We start from the raw sequence: 17,659 nt of genomic DNA, 5'->3' as shown, positions 1-17,659 counted from the left end.
TATTGCACTAAAAGCCTCACTTTGCCCCTGTTTTCATTATAATAATTTTAGTGGGCTTAAAATAAACATTTTTGAAGATGAGAAAGCATTATAACAAGAGTATTTTTATTATTATGATGATAAAAAAAGCACGATTTCTTATGATTGGGGAGGACAAGAAGAGGATGATTGGTTAAATAATCGTAAATAACATAGAATGATTATAGGAAAAGTATATATATAAGGTAGAAAACAATTACCTTTGCAGTCCGATTATTATAGGGGTACTCTTAGAGCCCCATACGAATCATGTTAATAGTGTTGTCTTTGGCCGGGCGACATGGTTAGGCAAAGCATGTTCGTGAAATAGAAAACGTTTTTTAGTAGTAAAATTATTAATTTTTTAAAATGGACACTTTAAGTTACAAGACTATTTCCGTTAATAAGGAAACAGCTAAGAAAGAGTGGGTCGTTATTGACGCGAGCGATCAGATTGTAGGTCGCCTTTGCTCTAAAGTAGCTAAGTTACTTCGCGGAAAGTACAAGCCAACTTTCACTCCACACGTAGATTGTGGTGACAATGTAATCATTATCAATGCGGCTAAGGTTGTATTCTCTGGTAAGAAGGAGACTGATAAGGTTTACACACGTTATACTGGTTACCCAGGTGGTCAGCGTTTCAATACTCCTGCACAGCTTCGTGCTCGCAAGAATGGTATTGATAAGATGATTCGTCACGCCGTAAAGGGTATGTTACCAAAGGGTCCTCTAGGTCGTCATTTGCTGGATAACCTTTATGTTATCGACGGTACAGAGCTCAACGGTCTCGAGGCACAGAAGCCAAAGGCAATTGATATTAACCAGTATAAATAATAAGGAGAAAGATGGAAGTAATTAATGCAATTGGTCGCCGTAAGAGCGCAGTCGCTCGTGTTTACCTCTCAGAGGGCACCGGTAAGATCACAATTAACAAGAAAGATTTAACTGAATTCTTCCCATCAGCTATCCTGCAATACGTGGTTAAACAACCACTGCAGTTGCTCGGTGTAGAGGGTCAGTATGACATTAAGGCTAACCTCGATGGTGGTGGCTTTACAGGTCAGAGCCAGGCATTGCGTCTTGCTATTGCGCGTGCATTGGTAAAGGTTAACGCAGAAGATAAGAAGGCATTGAAAGCTCAAGGTTTCTTGACTCGTGATAGTCGCTCAGTTGAGCGTAAGAAGCCAGGTCAGCCAAAGGCTCGTGCTCACTTCCAGTTCAGTAAGCGTTAATATTTTTCTTTGGTCTTTATAGTCTTGAGAATTTATATGTACATTTAGTATGTTCGTATTAAAGACATAAAAGGTCGAAGATCAAAGAAAAAGAGTTTAGTATCTAAATTAATGAGATTCCTTTATCGGGGGACTACTCATTGATTGATTCTAACAAGCCTGACGAAGCTTATTCGTCAAGAAAGAATTAAAAAGAAAGTAAACAAGTAAAAACAAAACAACATGTCAAGAACAAATTTTGACCAGTTATTGGAGGCAGGATGCCACTTTGGCCACCTCCGTCGTAAGTGGAATCCAGCAATGGCGCCTTATATCTTCATGGAGCGCAATGGTATCCACATCATCGATCTTCACAAGACAGTGGCTAAAGTTGATGAAGCCGCAGAAGCACTCAAGGGCATTGCTAAGAGTGGAAAGAAGATTTTGTTTGTCGCTACTAAAAAACAAGCTAAGGAAGTTGTAGCTGAGAAAGCTGCATCTGTTAATATGCCATACGTTAATGAACGTTGGGCCGGTGGTATGCTGACCAACTTCCCTACAATCCGTAAGGCAGTTAAGAAAATGACGAACATCGACAAGTTGATGAACGACGGAACATTCTCTAACCTCTCTAAGCGTGAATTGCTCCAGATCTCTCGCCAGCGTGCAAAGCTCGAGAAGAACCTTGGTTCTATCGCTGACTTGACTCGCTTGCCATCTGCACTCTTCGTTGTAGATGTAATGAAAGAGCACATTGCCGTTAAGGAGGCTAACCGCTTGGGCATTCCTGTATTCGGTATTGTTGATACTAACTCTGATCCTAAGAACATCGATTATGTTATTCCAGCAAACGATGATGCAAAGGATTCAGTAGCAGCAATCCTTGGTGCTTGCTGTGAGGCTATTGCAGAAGGTCTTACAGAGCGTAAGGCTGAAAAGGCCGATGAGAAGGCTAATGCAGAGCAGTCTGAAGTAGCACCAGAGGCTAAGCCAAAGCGTTCTGCTCGTAAAACAGAGGAAGCTCCAAAGGCTGAGAACGAAGCACCAGTTGCTGAGTAAAAATGAAACATAGTGGGCGCTGGTGAGTGCTAATGAACTCTTATATCTTTTGATATATAGGTTCATCATCTCTCATCAACGCCCACATTATTTAATAATATTAGAAAGGAAAAACAAAAATGGCTGTATCTATTGAAGATATCAAGAAGCTCCGCGCTATGACTGGCGCAGGTTTAGCAGATGTAAAGAAGGCTCTCACAGAGGCTGAAGGCGACTTCGACAAAGCAAAGGAATTGCTTCGTGAGCGTGGTTTAGCAATTGCGGCTAAGCGTTCTGATCGTGAGACATCTAATGGTTGTGTGCTTGTAAAGCAGGTTGATGGCTTTTCTGCTATGATTGCTGTTAAGTGCGAGACCGACTTCGTGGCTAATGGTAAGGACTTCATTGCATTGGTTCAAGAGATTTTGGATGCTGCTGTGGCAAACAAGTGCCAGAGCCTCGATGAGGTTAAGGCATTAAAGCTTGCTAACGGAGAAGATGTAGCTACTGCCGTTCAACAGCGCTCTGGTGTAACTGGCGAGAAGATGGAGCTTGATGGTTATAACTTCCTAGAGGGTGAGAATGTATCTGTTTATGATCACATGAACAAGCATACCCTTGCCACTATGGTTCAGCTCAATGAGAATAACGAGGACGCTGGTCACAAGATTGCTATGCAGGTAGCAGCAATGAAACCAGTTGCTTTGGATGAAGCTTCTGTACCACAATCTGTAAAGGATGAAGAGTTCAAGGTGGCTGTTGAGAAGACAAAGGAAGAGCAGGTTGAGAAGGCTGTTGTAGCAGCTATTAAAAAGGCTGGTATCAATGCAAACTTGGTTGATAGTGATGATCACATCGAGTCAAACATCAACAAGGGTTGGTTGACTCGTGAGGAGGCTGACAAGGCGATTGAGATTCGTAAGATTGTTGGTGCTGAGAAAGCCGCTAACCTCAACGAGGGAATGATTCAAAACATTGCTAAGGGTCGCTTGAACAAGTTCTTCAAAGAGAACTGCTTAGTTGATCAAGAATTCCAATTTGGTGATGGTGATAAGCAGAGCGTTGGCGAGTGGCTTAAGGCTCAAGGTAAGGATTTGAAGATCGTTGCTTACAAGCGTTTCACACTCTCTGCAGACTAATCAACGTATATCGTTAAAGCAAAAATAAGCAAGGAGTTGTAGGAAAGCCATCAGGCTCCTGCAACTCTTTTTTAGATTATTAGCTCATCAGAATCATGACTGTCCATATTGATAAGATTAATGGTTGTGGATGAGATAAGCAAGATAAGATATGAAGATATTTGCAGTCGACATGAATTATGTCGGATACAATAAAGCACTAAATGAGCCGTTATTAAAGCAAGATAATCCGGTTATCTTTACAAAGGCAGACTCTTCTCTATTGAAAGATAGAAAACCTTTCTTCATTCCAGATGAGTTAGGAACTATAGAATATGAGGCCGAAATCGTCGTAAGAGTATGTCGTTTGGGTAAGTCCATATCCGAGCGTTTTGCCTCTCGATATTATGATGCTGTAACAGTGGGTATCGACTTTACGGCACGTGACTTACTAAGGAAACTGAGCCAGCAGGGATTTCCTTGGGATATGAGTAAGAGTTTCGATGGAGCTGCAGTCCTAGGCGAATGGATGTCAAAGGATAAGTTCTTGGATATTCAACGTCTTCGCTTTCACCTTGATGTCAATGGGGAAACAAAGCAAGAAGGAAGTACGAGCGATATGATCTATAAGGTGGATGAAATCATAAGCTATATTAGTCGGTTTTTCACACTAAAGACTGGAGACCTTATTTATACTGGTTGTCCTACTAGTGGATTCCCTGTACATATCAACGACCGCCTTGAAGGATATATAGAGGAACGTAAAGTACTGGATCTTCATTGTAAGTAAAAGGTATAAAAGCTATTTATCAAAACAAAGCATAAGGATTGAGTAACTTATAATAAGTCCCCTACAATCATCAAAAAGAATTATTAAGTCAATGACGAAACAAATAACTATTCTTTCCCTCATACTTCTGTTGAGCAGTATAACGATGAGTGCACAACAGAAACGATTCTTCAATCTAACAGTTGAAGACGTTACGATTGACTCACTCTTACCTCATTTCCATTACGCTATTCCCGTTGGAGAGAATTATGCAGACTCTATCTATGAGCTAGAGATACGCTACCCTGAGTTCATAAACATGAGCCCTGAGGACATACAACATTATAATTCTCTCACAAAACAAGTACCTCCAACATTGCCAGAGATACATCAACAGATGACGGTCGAGCGTAAAAAGGGTGTGCTAGAATTCTCTTTGATACCGATTGTTGAGCGTGATGGCAAGAAACAGTTCCTTGTTAGCTTTATGATAGCACTCACTTCACGTCCGAAGTCGTTGAATGCTAAGAGAGGAATGAAATCTATGACATCTACCAGAGCTGGTGGGCTTACGACTTTAGAGGTATCCAATCGTTATGCTAACCATTCCGTCTTGTCTACTGGAAAGTGGGCAAAGATACGTGTACCAGCTGATGGCATATATCAATTAAGTAATGACTTGATTCGACGAGCTGGTTTCACCAATTTAGATAAGGTGAAAATCTATGGCTATGGTGGACATCTCCAAGATGAAGAACTGACAGCTAATTATATCATATCTCATGATGATTTGAAAGAGGTTCCAACCTATACAATTCATGGCAAGAGACTATTCTATGCTAAAGGTTCTGTTAGTTGGGATAGCAATTCAGCCACTCGACGCACTCGCAATCCCTATTCTGATTACGGATATTACTTCCTTACAGAAGATAACGCAGGTAATCCAGCATCCATATCAGATAGTACAACCTTCTTAAATAGCTTTTATCCATCAGCAAATGACTACCATTCATTGCATGAGGTAGATAACTTCAGTTGGTTTAATGGTGGTCGTAATCTCTTTGAAGAGACGCCATTAAAATTAAATGAGAGTAAGGTCTTCACTTTAAAGAATAAGGCAAAAGCCAGCACTGGTATCTTGACTGTTGCTGTGACAACAGGTGATTACAAATCAACCATTAAGGTGGAAGCTAACGGAAGAGAACTCGGTGAGATACATATTGCACCTGGTGACTCCTTTGATAAAGGTTATGAGGTTATCAGAGACTATGCTGTCTCCAACCTCCAAAGTGTAGATAGCATCCGGCTCACGACGATCTCTGGTGGTCCAACAAGGCTTGATTATCTCGCAATGACCTATCCAACGCCTGCCCCAGCGCCTTCACTGAATACATCGTTCCCAACTCCAGAGTATGTCTATAATATCACCAATCAAGACCATCACGCTGATGAGCCTGTCAATATGGTGATTATCATCCCAACAAGTCAGAAGCTCTTACAACAAGCTGAGCGCCTAGCTGATTTCCACAGAACACATGATAACATCTCTGTACGAGTTGTCCCTGCTGACGAACTATACAACGAGTTCTCTAGTGGAACACCTGATGCAATGGCTTACCGACGTTACATGAAGATGTTATATGATCGTGCTACAAATGCACAGACCATGCCCCAGTCACTCTTGCTCTTTGGTGATTGTGTATGGGATAATCGCATGAACACCAGCTCTTGCCGTCTATTGAATCCAGATGATTACCTACTTGCTTACGAGAGTGAGAACTCATTTAGTGAGACAGACTGTTACATTAATGACGGATGGTTCACACTGATGGATGATGGTGAAGGAACTGACCTTCTGCGTCGCGATAAAGAGGATCTTGGTGTTGGACGATTCCCCGTTACCAATGCTATTGATGCGAAGACGCTCGTTGACAAGACCATTAATTACGCATTAAATAAGAATGGAGGAAGCTGGGAGAATGTACTTATGTTCATGGGTGATGATGGCAATAATAATATCCACATGCGCGATGTGAATGAAACTGCTGAATCGGTTTCATCCGCCTACCCTGCTTATCAAATAAAGAAGGTGATGTGGGATGCTTACCCTCGAATCTCTACTGCTACAGGGAACACCTACCCAGAAGCTAGTGCGATAATCAAACAACAGCAAGCACAAGGAGCATTGATAATGGATTATGCTGGGCATGGTAAAGAAGATCAGATTTCACATGAAGCAGTACTCCGTCTTGTTGACTTCAAGAACTTCTCCAATACAAATCTTCCGTTATGGATTACTGCCAGTTGTGATATTATGCCGTATGATGGTGTGATTCCAACTATTGGTGAAGCGGCTATGTTGAATAGCAAAGGGGGTTCGGTAGCATTCTGGGGAACGACTCATACAGTATATACTTATTATAACAAGGCTATCAATACTGCCTTCTTAAAGCATGTGCTAAGTCTTACAAACGGAAAGCCTACCACACTCGGTGAGGCGCAACGACTCGCAAAGTGCGAGCTAATCAACTCTAGTAGAGACCTTACACCAAACAAACTGCAATATGCCCTCTTAGGTGATCCAGCTTTAGCCCTCAACCTCCCAAAGTTGCAAGTGAACGTAGAGTCAATCAATGGTCAGGCGGTTAATACTGGTAATACTATCCTTATTAAAGGTGGCTCAATCGTGAAGGTGAAAGGCTCTATTACAAAGGATGGTAATAAGCAAACGGACTTCAATGGGCTCATCACTGCGGTCGTAAGAGATACCAAAGAACTCGTAACCTGCAAGAAACAAGACCAGTCTGCCGACGTAGCCCTCACCTATTACGACCGACTGAAGACGCTTTACAATGGCACGGATAGTGTGCGCAATGGCGAGTTTACACTCACTTTTGCTGTACCACGTGACATCAATTATACCTCTGGTACAGGCTTAATGAACTTCTCTGCTATCAACGAAGACCATTCTCTCATGGCGCAAGGATATGAAGATAGATTCAATATTGATGGGTCAGAAGTAGTCTATAACGACTCTATCGGACCATCTATCTATGCTTTCCTCAATTCTCCTTCTTTTGTCGACGGAGGCAAGGTGAATAGCACTCCTTACTTCGTCGCACAGATAACCGACAAGGACGGAATCAATGCGTCAGGCAACGGAATTGGTCATGATATGCAGTTGTGCATAGATGGTAAATTGACACAAACCTACCTCCTCAATGATAACTTCCGTTATGATTTCGGCAGTTATACTTCGGGCACAACGGGATACAGTCTACCCGAACTATCAGAAGGACCACACACCTTGCAGTTCCGAGCATGGGACATCCAAAACAATGCGTCAACAGTAACGCTCCACTTCAATGTGGTCAAAGGGCTTGCCCCCGATATCTATAGCGTCAGTGCATCGAAGAATCCAGCTTACAACGAGACAACCTTCATCGTATCGCATAATTACATGGGTTCGAATGTGGATGTAGAGATAGAAGTACTCGATATGAGTGGACGCTTACTCTGGCATCACGTGGAGTCAGGCGTATCATCAGGTAATGCCATCTCAACCAACTGGAACCTGATAGTAGATAATGGTACTCGATTGCAAACAGGCGTCTATCTCTATCGAGTTCGCCTCAGTTGTGATGGTGCAACAAAGGTGTCAAAGGCTAAGAAACTCATCGTCTTAGACAATAAGTAATATAAGTAACACGTTTTAATCCATGATGTAAGCTGGCAAACTAGCTGCATCATGGATTCTTTATATAGCAATATTCCATAAGCAATTCAAGTAAATAAGATGAATAAAAAGCTTCGTTTATCCTTCTTGACCATGGTCGTTATAACCTCTTCTGCTGCATTTGCACAGGGCACAAAGAAGGATATGTTCAACCCAGTTACTACCTCCGTTACCTCACAAACCATTGCTCCTGATGCACGTGCAGCAGGTATGGGTGATGTAGGAGCAGCCACTGATCCTGATGTCAATTCCCAGTATTGGAACCCTGCGAAGTATCCTTTTAATATTTCTCGTGCAGGTGTCTCTTTGAACTACACCCCGTGGCTTCGCCAGTTGGTGAGTGACATCGACCTCGCTTACGTAGCTGGATATTATCGCATAGGTGATTACAGTGCAGTGTCATCCTCCCTTCGTTACTTCTCTTTGGGTGAGGTGCAGACGAATGACGGCTCTAATATGACCATCAACCCATACGAGATGTCATTAGATGTAGCTTATTCTTTGATGTTAAGTGAGCACTTCTCACTCGGAGCCGCTGTGCGTTGGATTTATTCCGACCTCACGTATGACTATAAGGAAGATACATCACCCGGTTCCGCCTTTGCAGCCGACCTCTCTTGCTATTACCAGAATTACATCAACATTGGTGAGCGTGAGTGCCAGTTAGGACTAGGCTTGAATATCTCGAACATTGGTTCTAAGATAACGTTCGGTGGCGATAATCGTTCTGAGTTCATACCTACCAATCTCCGCTTAGGTGCCGCATTGATGATTCCAGTTGATGAGTTCAATAAGTTCACCATAGCTGCTGATGCAAACAAGTTACTAGTTCCAACTTACCCCAAGCGTAATACGGGCGAATCGCAAGTAGATTATGACAACCGCTTGCAGAAGGATTACTATGATGTATCGTCTATCTCGGGTATCTTCAAGAGCTTCGGCGACGCACCCAATGGATTCTCTGAAGAGATGCAGGAGGTGCAATGGAGTGTGGGAGCTGAATATACCTATAATGATAAGTTCTCACTTCGTGCAGGTTATCACAACGAGAGTGAGAATAAAGGAAACCGCAAGTACTTCACTGTAGGTGCTGGATTCAAGATGAATGTATTCGCACTAGATGCGGGCTATGTCATTGCAACAGCTAAGAACAACCCACTCGACCAAACGCTCCGATTCTCCCTATCATTCGATATGGATGGTATAAAGGACTTGTTTAAGAGGAAATAGGAAGCCTCCCCCCGCGGGGCAATCATCTAACATATATGACAAATACTACTCAATCAATCCCATCTTTCCGCATTGGAATGGGTTACGATGTCCATAAACTCGTTGAAGGGCGTGACCTCTATCTCGGTGGTATTAAGATAGAGCACAGCCTTGGATTGCTCGGACATAGCGATGCGGATGTCCTCATTCACGCCATTTGTGATGCGCTACTCGGTGCTGCTAATATGCGTGATATTGGTTATCATTTCCCAGATACCGCCAACGAAACATTGGATATGGACTCGAAAGTAATCTTACGTAAGACCATCGAACTACTTGCCACAAAGGGTTATCGTGTGGGCAACATCGATGCAACCGTATGCGCTGAGCGTCCGAAGATAAATCCTCACATACCAGCAATGTGCGAATGTCTTGCCAATATCATAGGTTGCGACATCGATGCTGTATCCATCAAAGCCACCACGTCAGAGCGAATGGGCTTCGTTGGACGAGAAGAGGGTATGGCGGCTTATGCGGTATGCTTGATAGTAAAGGTGTAAAGGCTAATGAATACTAAATAAAAAACGGCTGATAGCGATTCTTAATACTGCTATCAGCCGTTTTTATTATACGAATATTCCAGCGCTATAAAGTCCAATCGTCTGCTTCTCCTACATGGATTCTCAGCTTGTGTCTAGCTTTCCAATAGACTTACCAAAGGGTGATAATAAAATCAGCTTATATTACAAGAAACCGTCTAATCCTATCAAAGAGCCTCTGTTTCAGCGGCAGAACATCAACGTTTCACCTGTTTGCGAATCGTTTCCCACCTGTTCCAGCATTCCTTTCTCACCTGTTCCCCATTCCTTCCTCACGTATTGCGCATTCTTTTCTCACGTGTTCCGCATCATTGACACACGTATATAAAGTTAGTTTCATCATGATGAGACACAAGTTTCATCATGAAGAGACACAGATTTCATCATGATGAGACACTCGTTTCACCATGGTGAAACGAAGAAAAGATACGGAATACAAAGACGCAAGACGCATGAGGAAAGAATGGGGAACAGGTGAGGAAGGAATGCGGGAACCTATGAGACAAAGAGCGCAAACAGGGTTCAAGCGATCGTGGCTTTATACAGAACTTACCATTACTGGCGTTAGAGAATACTTGACATCAAATGTGAATCTAATGCTTTATCCCCTTTGCCGTTTCAAGAATTATCCTTATTTTTGTCACATATAACTACTTTAGAACAATTTATGAAGCGTTTCTTCCTATCATTATTATTGCTTGTTGCAGTCCTACAATGCGCTATTGCGCAGAGTGACAAGCCTGCAACAATTTCCGTTTATCCGGCAGTAAAGGATGCAACGGGGCTTATCAATAGGATTAGCGAGAAGCTATTGCCTTATCAGAAGCATATTACTTCTAAGTCGCTTATTAAGTTTATGAGTCGTGTTCCCCATACGTATACTGGTGATAAGGGTCGTACAACAGAGGAGGATAGAGACTCATATCTTGTTAATTACACTTACTTTTATGTGGCAGGGACTAATCAGTCTAAGGTGCAGAGTCTTTTAGATCTTGCAAGGGAGAAACATTTATATGATACCACCCGCTATCGCTTCTTGTTCTCTAGTGGAGAATCCGCATTAGAGCCGTCTGCTTTATATGTTATAGACCTAAAGAATCCCTACATAATTCCATCGCTTTCGTTTACAGATGTACGTTTCAGCAAGGGCTCTTATGGTGATTCTGTATTTAAAATAAGTCTTACACATGGTGCTGCGGATGCTTTCACAAACCTTACCTATCACGAAATAAATAATCTGATACTCTTTTTAGTGGATGGTAAGCTCCTCACATCTCCTTGTGTTCGAAGTGTTATCTCTACTAAGACGCTGGAGCTATCATTGGGGTTTAGAGAAGAGGAAGGTCAGAAACTATTGCCGCATCTGAAAGCTGCTGTGGTGAGTGATTCTGCTTATACGCCCCTTTATCGTCCGCAATACGTATTGGGTGATACGCTGGCTTATCGTGTTTCTTTCCCACAGAGTAAGGGTACTGCACAGCGTTCGCACACCTTTCAACTCATCCCAAGACTTGTGAACGATAGTATAACACGGATGGAATGTGTGGTAGATTCTATTGCTCTTACCATTGATGAGTTCTTTAAGGGAAACAAGGAATATAAGGATATGGCTAATTATTTCGTTTATGAGTTACGCAAGAACCATTTTATGATTGAGACAGATCAGTCGTCTCACTTTGTTGTGCCTATGTTGAAGGATTTACCAGCATTATCCCATGCGTTGGAGACCTATCTTACAACGCATCGTGCAGTGGTCAAAGTGATGGGATTGTCTGGGCATAATGACCTGAAGCAGGTGGGTGAAAGGCTGGCAGAAGAATGGGATGGGTTCTTTGAACAAGGGTATATAGAAAGCATACTACCGGAATTGAATGTGATGACACAGCTCGATAATCGCTTTTCTAATCAGCAGACACAAGGCACATGTTACCTTTATTTGGAGGATAAAATAGCAGAATATACGATCACGAAGATGGATGATGGACTGGTGATTACGCTTACTGTCAAGGCAGATAAGAATGGTGGGGCAGGGAGGTACACCTATTTAATCGACCAGCGTGGACTGATACGACAATTGAGGTATGAGGCGATTGCTAATGCGAAGGTTCCTCGTAATGCCGTGAGCCCAACCTTCCGTGTTCCTTCGAGCTATCTTATAGAACGCATAAGATAGTCGGCTGTGGTGATAGCAGCGTATGACTTTAGAACAAATAACCAAATGATAAACCTTATGAAACGAATTATCCTTATTTTTGTCGCATATAACTACTTTAGAACAATTTATGAAACGTTTTTTCCTATCATTATTATCGCTTGTTGCAGTCCTACAATGCGCTATTGCGCAGAGTGAGAAACCAGCAACGCTGTCTGTTTATCCAGCCTCTCAGAATGTGGCAAGCCTTATTCGACCAATCAATAAGAAGTTATTGCCCTATCAGAAACATATTACATCGAAATCGCTTATCGACTTATTGGGCTTTATCGACACAGAAATTGACAAAGCAAGCCCTTCCCCTTCTGATGATGCCTTGTTCTATGTTTCTGAACAGAATAGAAGTATGGTGCAGAGCCTTTTAAATCTTGCCAAAGAGAAAGGCTTGTATGATACTTCTCACTATCAACTCTTGTTATCGAGGTCATCTTCGGATAAGGATTTGTATGACTTACACGTCATAGACTTAAAAAGCCCAGTGGCTATCCCAACATTGTCAATCACGGATGCGCGTTGCGACAAGAGTTCTGATGGCAATCCCGTATTCCAACTAAGCCTTACACGTGATGCCGCAGTAGCGTTTACGAAGTTGACTTATCAAGAAGTAGACAATAATATTGTGGTTCTGCTGGATGGAAAGTTCCTCGCCACGATGTTTGTTAATAGTGGGGTTTCCACTACAGAGATAGAAATTCCGAATGAGATGGGTGTGGTTAAAGCAGAAGAGATTGTGCGACGCCTGAAGTCAACGGCTATAAAGGAGGCTCCACTCAAACCACTTTATCGTCCGCAATACGTGATAGGTGATACCCTGACCTATCGTTTCACTGCTCGGAAAGAGGAAGGTAAACAGACGGAATCCCATGTATTCCGTTTCATACCAAGACTTGTAAACGACAAGATGACACGCATAGAATGTATTGAAGATACCCTCTACGCTGCAAATGAAAAGGAGATGCGTGAATATGAAGAAGTATTTCAGAAGATAATAGATCATACTTGTGACAGGTTACGCAAGTGTCACATTATGATAGAAACTGACCTGTCAACACACACTGCTGTATCGACATTGATGAACTCCAAGACGCTCGTTAAAGAGATAGAGGAATATCTGATAGAGAATGCAGCTCTGTTTGGTGCGAGCAAAGAGGAAATGCAAGAAGCCGCCAAACAGATGGCTGAGGAACTATTGAAGGAGGTGAGTGCAGACTTTACGGGCGAGAATATGGCACGTCGGTTACCCGAATTGGAGGTGATGACTGCAATGGATTATTTCTTCTCGGAAGGGCAGACACAAGGTACGTGTTACTTCCCTTGTGCGAAGAACTTAGTCGATTATACCATCGCACAGGCTAACGAGGGACTTGTTATCACGCTCAAGACAAAGGATAAGGACAGTGATACGGAGGAAAGATATATCTACCATATAGATAAGCAAGGACTCATACAGCGGTTAGAATATCAATGGATTGTCAAACAGGAAGCAACAGAGAAGGACAAAGGAATGTCAGATGTTGAAGCTTATGGCTATCTCATAGAGCGCACAAACTAATCGGATGGAATGAATGAACGACGAATTAGAATGTAAATTATCAAACATATAGACTTTATGAAACGTATAAGCCTACTCTTATTAATGCTTATTAGCTGTCTGCAAATGTCCATGGCACAAGCATTGAAGCCCGTGCAAATATCATTTTATCCAGTAGTACATGACCCACACGAACTACTGAAGTCGATTAGTGATAAGCTCCTACCCTATCAGAAGCATATTACGACATACCCATTAGTGAAGTATTTCGGACGTTTTAATGACGAGATTTATGGGAATCAAAATGCAGCGGAAGCTGACTCAACAGCGGCTTTCAAGAAGCGTTTCGGCACCTTACCCGATACAGACGGGTATGTTGCAGCAGCGGCGGCAGATGCAGCTGATAATGGAGAAGATGTTGCTTTCCACATGAATTCGTATGTACGGGTGAATCCACAGGATGAGAAAATTGTGATGAGGTTGCTGAATCTGGCACGTGAGAAGCAACTCTATGACACGTCACGTTATATCTTCGGCTTTGGTATAAACGAACTGATGGATGATTGGCTAATCCTTTGTGCCTTAGATAAGCAGTCGCCTTATGCCATACCTACGGCCTCATTCACAGCTGTGCGTAAAGATGAAATATCTGATGGGAGCGTTACTGGTACACTAAGGCTCACTCGTCAGGATGCAAAACGATTGGTCAAACTCTATAATAATCCGCAGAAGGATGATGTGTACATGGCGATTGATAATAAGTTACAATGGCCAATTGATAAAAAGAATGTGCCAGTCAACAGAAGATTCTCATTTTTTCAAGAGATAAAGAATGTGGCAGAGGGGCAACTATTTATGAAGCGTTTACAGGCGTCAGTTGTGAAAGAACCCACTTATAAGCCCTTACTTCCATCGCAATATACTGTGGGGGATACGCTCACTTATCGTATAAAAGTGGATTGTGAAATGAAATGGATAACGGGAACGCATACCTTTAAACTTGTCCCGCTAGTGGTTAATAATGATCTTTGTCGCCTAGAATGCATAGTAGAGGGACTAGATGTAAAGCTGCCTGATTGGCAAACAGGTGCATACGACAAGGAACTAAATAAACTTGAAGCTAAGACGTTGCAACAGATGCTCAAGCAGCATTTTATCATCGAAGCAAATAATCTGACGGGAGAGACCAACGTTGAGGTGAAGGATCAGAAGATGTTCGATCAGTGGTATAAGAACCTCAAACGATGGTGTCAAGAGGACTGGAAAAGGAATAGAAAGTTCTCTAGAGTAACTGATGAGACGATGAGGACGACAGAAGGTGAGAATATCTTATATCACCTGGATAACTTCATAAAAGATGGATCATTTATACAATATATGCCCGAGCTAACGGCAATGATTGGACTAGAGATGCACTTTGATGAAGGTGAGACCACTGGCAGAGAGTACTTCGACCTACTTGGTGACTATGGAACTTATAACATATCAAAGGATAAGCAAGGGTTTGTCGTATCGCTTAAAGGCGACCCCGAAGTGAAAGATGGTGATTTTGTGGATGAATCAGACCCAGCCATACAGGATATGAAGACTAGGATCGATTCTTACGAATATCGCTTTGATACGAAAGGAAAACTACTGCAGATAAAGGGTGATGTGCGGAGAAATCTATATTATAAGGACTTTGTAATAGACCGAGTGATGTAATCCATAAAAGTAAACGCCGATACTCTCAACGAGCATCGGCGTTATCAGTATGTTTAACCAAAAATCTTTTTATGTGAAAGGGAATCTCACGACTACCTTTGCTATCACTGATCAATCGTTAAACGTTTTACCTAAAATAAAATAACTAAAAACCTAAATCTATTACTACTAACCTAAACAATCTATTAACCTTTTGACAATGCAAAGGTAGGATGATTCTCACTTCCTTGCAACATTTTACTTATGTTTTATCAAGATAATGCCCCTTTCTTGACGCAAATCAACCTTCTGTGTCCGTAAACAACTAATATTTTATTACTTTCCTTGTGTGTTTATGCCTTTTCTTGTAACTTTGCTGAAAAGGAAATAAGCGAATGAAAGTTCTGATAGTAAATACCAGTGAGAAGACAGGTGGTGCTGCTTTAGCTGCCAACCGACTTAAGGACGCTCTGAATAACAATGGCGTAAAAGCAAAGATGTTAGTACGTGATAAACTGACGGATGATATTACTGTTGTTGGTTTATCACATACTTTACGCAATCAATTACACTTTCTTTGGGAACGATGGACCATATTTTGGCATCTACACTTCAGTCGTAAGCACCTATTTGAGATAGATATTGCTAATTCTGGAGTTGATATCACAAAGTTACCAGAGTTTAAAGAGGCTGACATTATACACCTCTCTTGGATCAATCAAGGAATGCTTTCGCTGAAAGGAATCCGCAAGATCCTTGATAGTGGAAAGCCTGTTGTTTGGACAATGCATGATATTTGGCCTGCAACAGGTATCTGTCATATCACACTAAACTGTCTGCGTTATCAGTCTTATTGCGGTAATTGTCGCCTGCTACCCAATGGTGGTTCTACAAACGACTTATCTAATAAGGTGCTTCAGCGTAAGAAGAAGATGCTTGAAGGGCGCAATATCATGTTTGTAACGTGTAGCAAATGGCTCGAAAAGGAGGCAAGCAAGAGTGCTATTCTTGCTGGACAACAAGTATTTTCAATCCCCAATCCAATTGATACACATGTTTTCCATCCCAAAGATAATAAACAGGCTCGCATAAATGCAGGACTTCCTTTAGACAAGAAAATTATTCTTTTTGCATCACAACGCGTAACAAATGTAAACAAAGGAATATCTTATCTCATTGAAGCCTGCCATAAGTTAGCAAAGGATTATCCAGAGATAGTCAATAAAACAGCCATAGCCATACTAGGTGGTCATGCAGAGAACCTAAGAGAGGAATTCGACTTTGAAGTCTATGAGTTGGGATATATCAACGACACTCAGCGTATTGTAGATGTCTATAATGCTTCTGATGTTTTCGTTTTACCTTCTCTCTCAGAGAATCTACCTAACACCATTATGGAAGCAATGGCGTGTGGTGTACCCTGTGTAGGCTTTAAGGTGGGTGGTATTCCAGAAGAGATTGACCACAAGGTAAATGGTTATGTTGCAAAGTATCGTGATGCTACAGACCTCGCACAAGGACTTCATTGGATTCTAGAAGAAGCCGATTACCAAGACCTCTCCTCATCAGCAATAACAAAGGTACAGCGTAGTTATTCTCAACGTAGCGTCGCTTTGCAATACATTAATATATATAATGAGGCAATGGCCTTTAAGAATTATCGATTATGATTACGTTTTCTGTTGTCACAATAACCTATAACGCAGCTGCTGTCTTACGCCCTACTCTAGACAGCGTATTGATGCAGAACTATCCTCATGTGGAACATCTTATTATTGATGGAGCGTCAACTGATGAGACAATAAGTATTGCCAAAGCTTATCAAAAGCAATCTGATGACGCAGAGAATGGGCATATTGTAAAAATCCAAAGTGAGCCAGACAAGGGACTCTATGATGCAATGAATAAGGGGTTACAACTAGCAACGGGAGACTATATTGTCTTTATGAATGCAGGTGACCGCTTTCCTGATGCAGAGACATTAAATAAGGTAATGTTAGCAGCTGTCGTGGGAGATGGTGAAGAGCATCCAGCTGTCCTCTTTGGAAATACAGATATAATTGATGACAAGGGTAATTTCTTGTATCACCGTCGACTCAGTCCCCCAGAAAGACTTACTTGGCGTTCTTTCCGTCAGGGCATGGTGGTATGCCATCAAGCCTTTTATGCACGTATGGATATTGCTCGCTCTCTTCCTTATGACATATCTTTCCGTTATTCAGCCGATGTTGACTGGTGTATAAGAGTTATGAAAGAGGGGGAACGGCGACACCTTCTTCTACGTAACATACATGCTGTCGTTGCTAATTATATGGAAGAAGGACAAACAACCATTCATCATAAGGATTCTCTCAAAGAGCGTTTTGATGTGATGAACCGCCATTATGGCTTATTAACAACGGTCTTACTCCATGCGTGGTTTGTTGTTCGTAAAGTATTTAAATAGCTTTTCTCCCCCTTTTAAAGGCCTTTAAAGCGTACTATTGTTTGTTAAGGATTATAATTTACAATGCTCATTTATCGTTTAATTAGTAA

The 17,659-nt window shown here is 41.9% G+C and carries 13 protein-coding genes; all 13 read left to right on the top strand.

From position 1 onward, the window contains the following. The first annotated feature begins 387 nt into the window (after positions 1-387). Positions 388-852, top strand: coding sequence for a 50S ribosomal protein L13 (rplM, locus tag O3603_RS00725; RefSeq protein WP_009435477.1), 465 nt, complete (start codon positions 388-390; stop codon positions 850-852). Positions 853-863: 11 nt separating this feature from the next. Then, a complete protein-coding gene (gene rpsI, locus O3603_RS00720; RefSeq protein ID WP_009435516.1) occupies positions 864-1,250 on the top strand; it encodes a 30S ribosomal protein S9 in 387 nt (128 codons plus the stop codon). A gap of 222 nt (positions 1,251-1,472) precedes the next feature. Beyond that, positions 1,473-2,288: a 30S ribosomal protein S2 gene (gene rpsB, locus O3603_RS00715; protein WP_155714931.1), complete on the top strand. Its 816-nt coding sequence runs from the start codon at positions 1,473-1,475 to the stop codon at positions 2,286-2,288. Positions 2,289-2,407: 119 nt separating this feature from the next. Beyond that, on the top strand, positions 2,408-3,406 hold the full coding sequence (tsf, locus tag O3603_RS00710; protein WP_371519600.1) for a translation elongation factor Ts: 999 nt from the start codon (positions 2,408-2,410) through the stop codon (positions 3,404-3,406). Positions 3,407-3,557: 151 nt separating this feature from the next. Then, positions 3,558-4,175 carry a fumarylacetoacetate hydrolase family protein gene (locus O3603_RS00705; RefSeq protein ID WP_371519597.1) on the top strand — a complete coding sequence of 206 codons (618 nt, stop codon included), beginning with the start codon at positions 3,558-3,560 and terminating at the stop codon, positions 4,173-4,175. A gap of 91 nt (positions 4,176-4,266) precedes the next feature. Beyond that, the gene (gene porU, locus O3603_RS00700) at positions 4,267-7,851 is read left to right on the top strand and encodes a type IX secretion system sortase PorU (RefSeq protein WP_371519594.1); all 3,585 of its coding nucleotides are present in this window, start codon (positions 4,267-4,269) and stop codon (positions 7,849-7,851) included. 99 nt (positions 7,852-7,950) lie between these two features. Next, positions 7,951-9,120 carry a type IX secretion system outer membrane channel protein PorV gene (porV, locus tag O3603_RS00695; RefSeq protein ID WP_371519591.1) on the top strand — a complete coding sequence of 390 codons (1,170 nt, stop codon included), beginning with the start codon at positions 7,951-7,953 and terminating at the stop codon, positions 9,118-9,120. A 35-nt stretch (positions 9,121-9,155) separates the two neighbouring features. Then, entirely contained in the window at positions 9,156-9,659 is a 504-nt protein-coding gene (gene ispF / locus O3603_RS00690) for a 2-C-methyl-D-erythritol 2,4-cyclodiphosphate synthase (protein ID WP_273539617.1), read from the top strand. A 706-nt stretch (positions 9,660-10,365) separates the two neighbouring features. Continuing rightward, positions 10,366-11,871, top strand: a complete 1,506-nt coding sequence (locus O3603_RS00685) for a hypothetical protein (RefSeq protein ID WP_371519588.1) — start codon at positions 10,366-10,368, stop codon at positions 11,869-11,871. 109 nt (positions 11,872-11,980) lie between these two features. Next, on the top strand, positions 11,981-13,462 hold the full coding sequence (locus O3603_RS00680) for a hypothetical protein (protein ID WP_371519585.1): 1,482 nt from the start codon (positions 11,981-11,983) through the stop codon (positions 13,460-13,462). A gap of 57 nt (positions 13,463-13,519) precedes the next feature. After that, entirely contained in the window at positions 13,520-15,145 is a 1,626-nt protein-coding gene (locus O3603_RS00675; RefSeq protein ID WP_371519582.1) for a hypothetical protein, read from the top strand. Between the two features lie 374 nt (positions 15,146-15,519). Next, positions 15,520-16,794, top strand: coding sequence for a glycosyltransferase family 4 protein (locus tag O3603_RS00670; protein WP_371519579.1), 1,275 nt, complete (start codon positions 15,520-15,522; stop codon positions 16,792-16,794). Beyond that, the gene (locus O3603_RS00665) at positions 16,791-17,570 is read left to right on the top strand and encodes a glycosyltransferase family 2 protein (protein WP_371519577.1); all 780 of its coding nucleotides are present in this window, start codon (positions 16,791-16,793) and stop codon (positions 17,568-17,570) included. The genes O3603_RS00670 and O3603_RS00665 overlap by 4 nt, the downstream gene beginning before the upstream one ends. The last annotated feature ends 89 nt before the right edge of the window (positions 17,571-17,659 follow it).

Source organism: Prevotella sp. 20925_1_30 (assembly GCF_041433025.1).
Lineage (GTDB): Bacteria > Bacteroidota > Bacteroidia > Bacteroidales > Bacteroidaceae > Prevotella > Prevotella vespertina.
The sequence above is the reverse complement of the archived record's forward strand: the minus strand, read 5'-3'. Positions and strand labels throughout refer to the sequence as shown.

Bases quoted from the DNA above. Each gene is read 5' to 3' on its own strand.
- rplM (WP_009435477.1), top strand. From the start codon at position 388: ATGGACACTTTAAGTTACAAGACTATTTCCGTTAATAAGGAAACAGCT.
- rpsI (WP_009435516.1), top strand. From the start codon at position 864: ATGGAAGTAATTAATGCAATTGGTCGCCGTAAGAGCGCAGTCGCTCGT.
- rpsB (WP_155714931.1), top strand. From the start codon at position 1,473: ATGTCAAGAACAAATTTTGACCAGTTATTGGAGGCAGGATGCCACTTT.
- tsf (WP_371519600.1), top strand. From the start codon at position 2,408: ATGGCTGTATCTATTGAAGATATCAAGAAGCTCCGCGCTATGACTGGC.
- O3603_RS00705 (WP_371519597.1), top strand. From the start codon at position 3,558: ATGAAGATATTTGCAGTCGACATGAATTATGTCGGATACAATAAAGCA.
- porU (WP_371519594.1), top strand. From the start codon at position 4,267: ATGACGAAACAAATAACTATTCTTTCCCTCATACTTCTGTTGAGCAGT.
- porV (WP_371519591.1), top strand. From the start codon at position 7,951: ATGAATAAAAAGCTTCGTTTATCCTTCTTGACCATGGTCGTTATAACC.
- ispF (WP_273539617.1), top strand. From the start codon at position 9,156: ATGACAAATACTACTCAATCAATCCCATCTTTCCGCATTGGAATGGGT.
- O3603_RS00685 (WP_371519588.1), top strand. From the start codon at position 10,366: ATGAAGCGTTTCTTCCTATCATTATTATTGCTTGTTGCAGTCCTACAA.
- O3603_RS00680 (WP_371519585.1), top strand. From the start codon at position 11,981: ATGAAACGTTTTTTCCTATCATTATTATCGCTTGTTGCAGTCCTACAA.
- O3603_RS00675 (WP_371519582.1), top strand. From the start codon at position 13,520: ATGAAACGTATAAGCCTACTCTTATTAATGCTTATTAGCTGTCTGCAA.
- O3603_RS00670 (WP_371519579.1), top strand. From the start codon at position 15,520: ATGAAAGTTCTGATAGTAAATACCAGTGAGAAGACAGGTGGTGCTGCT.
- O3603_RS00665 (WP_371519577.1), top strand. From the start codon at position 16,791: ATGATTACGTTTTCTGTTGTCACAATAACCTATAACGCAGCTGCTGTC.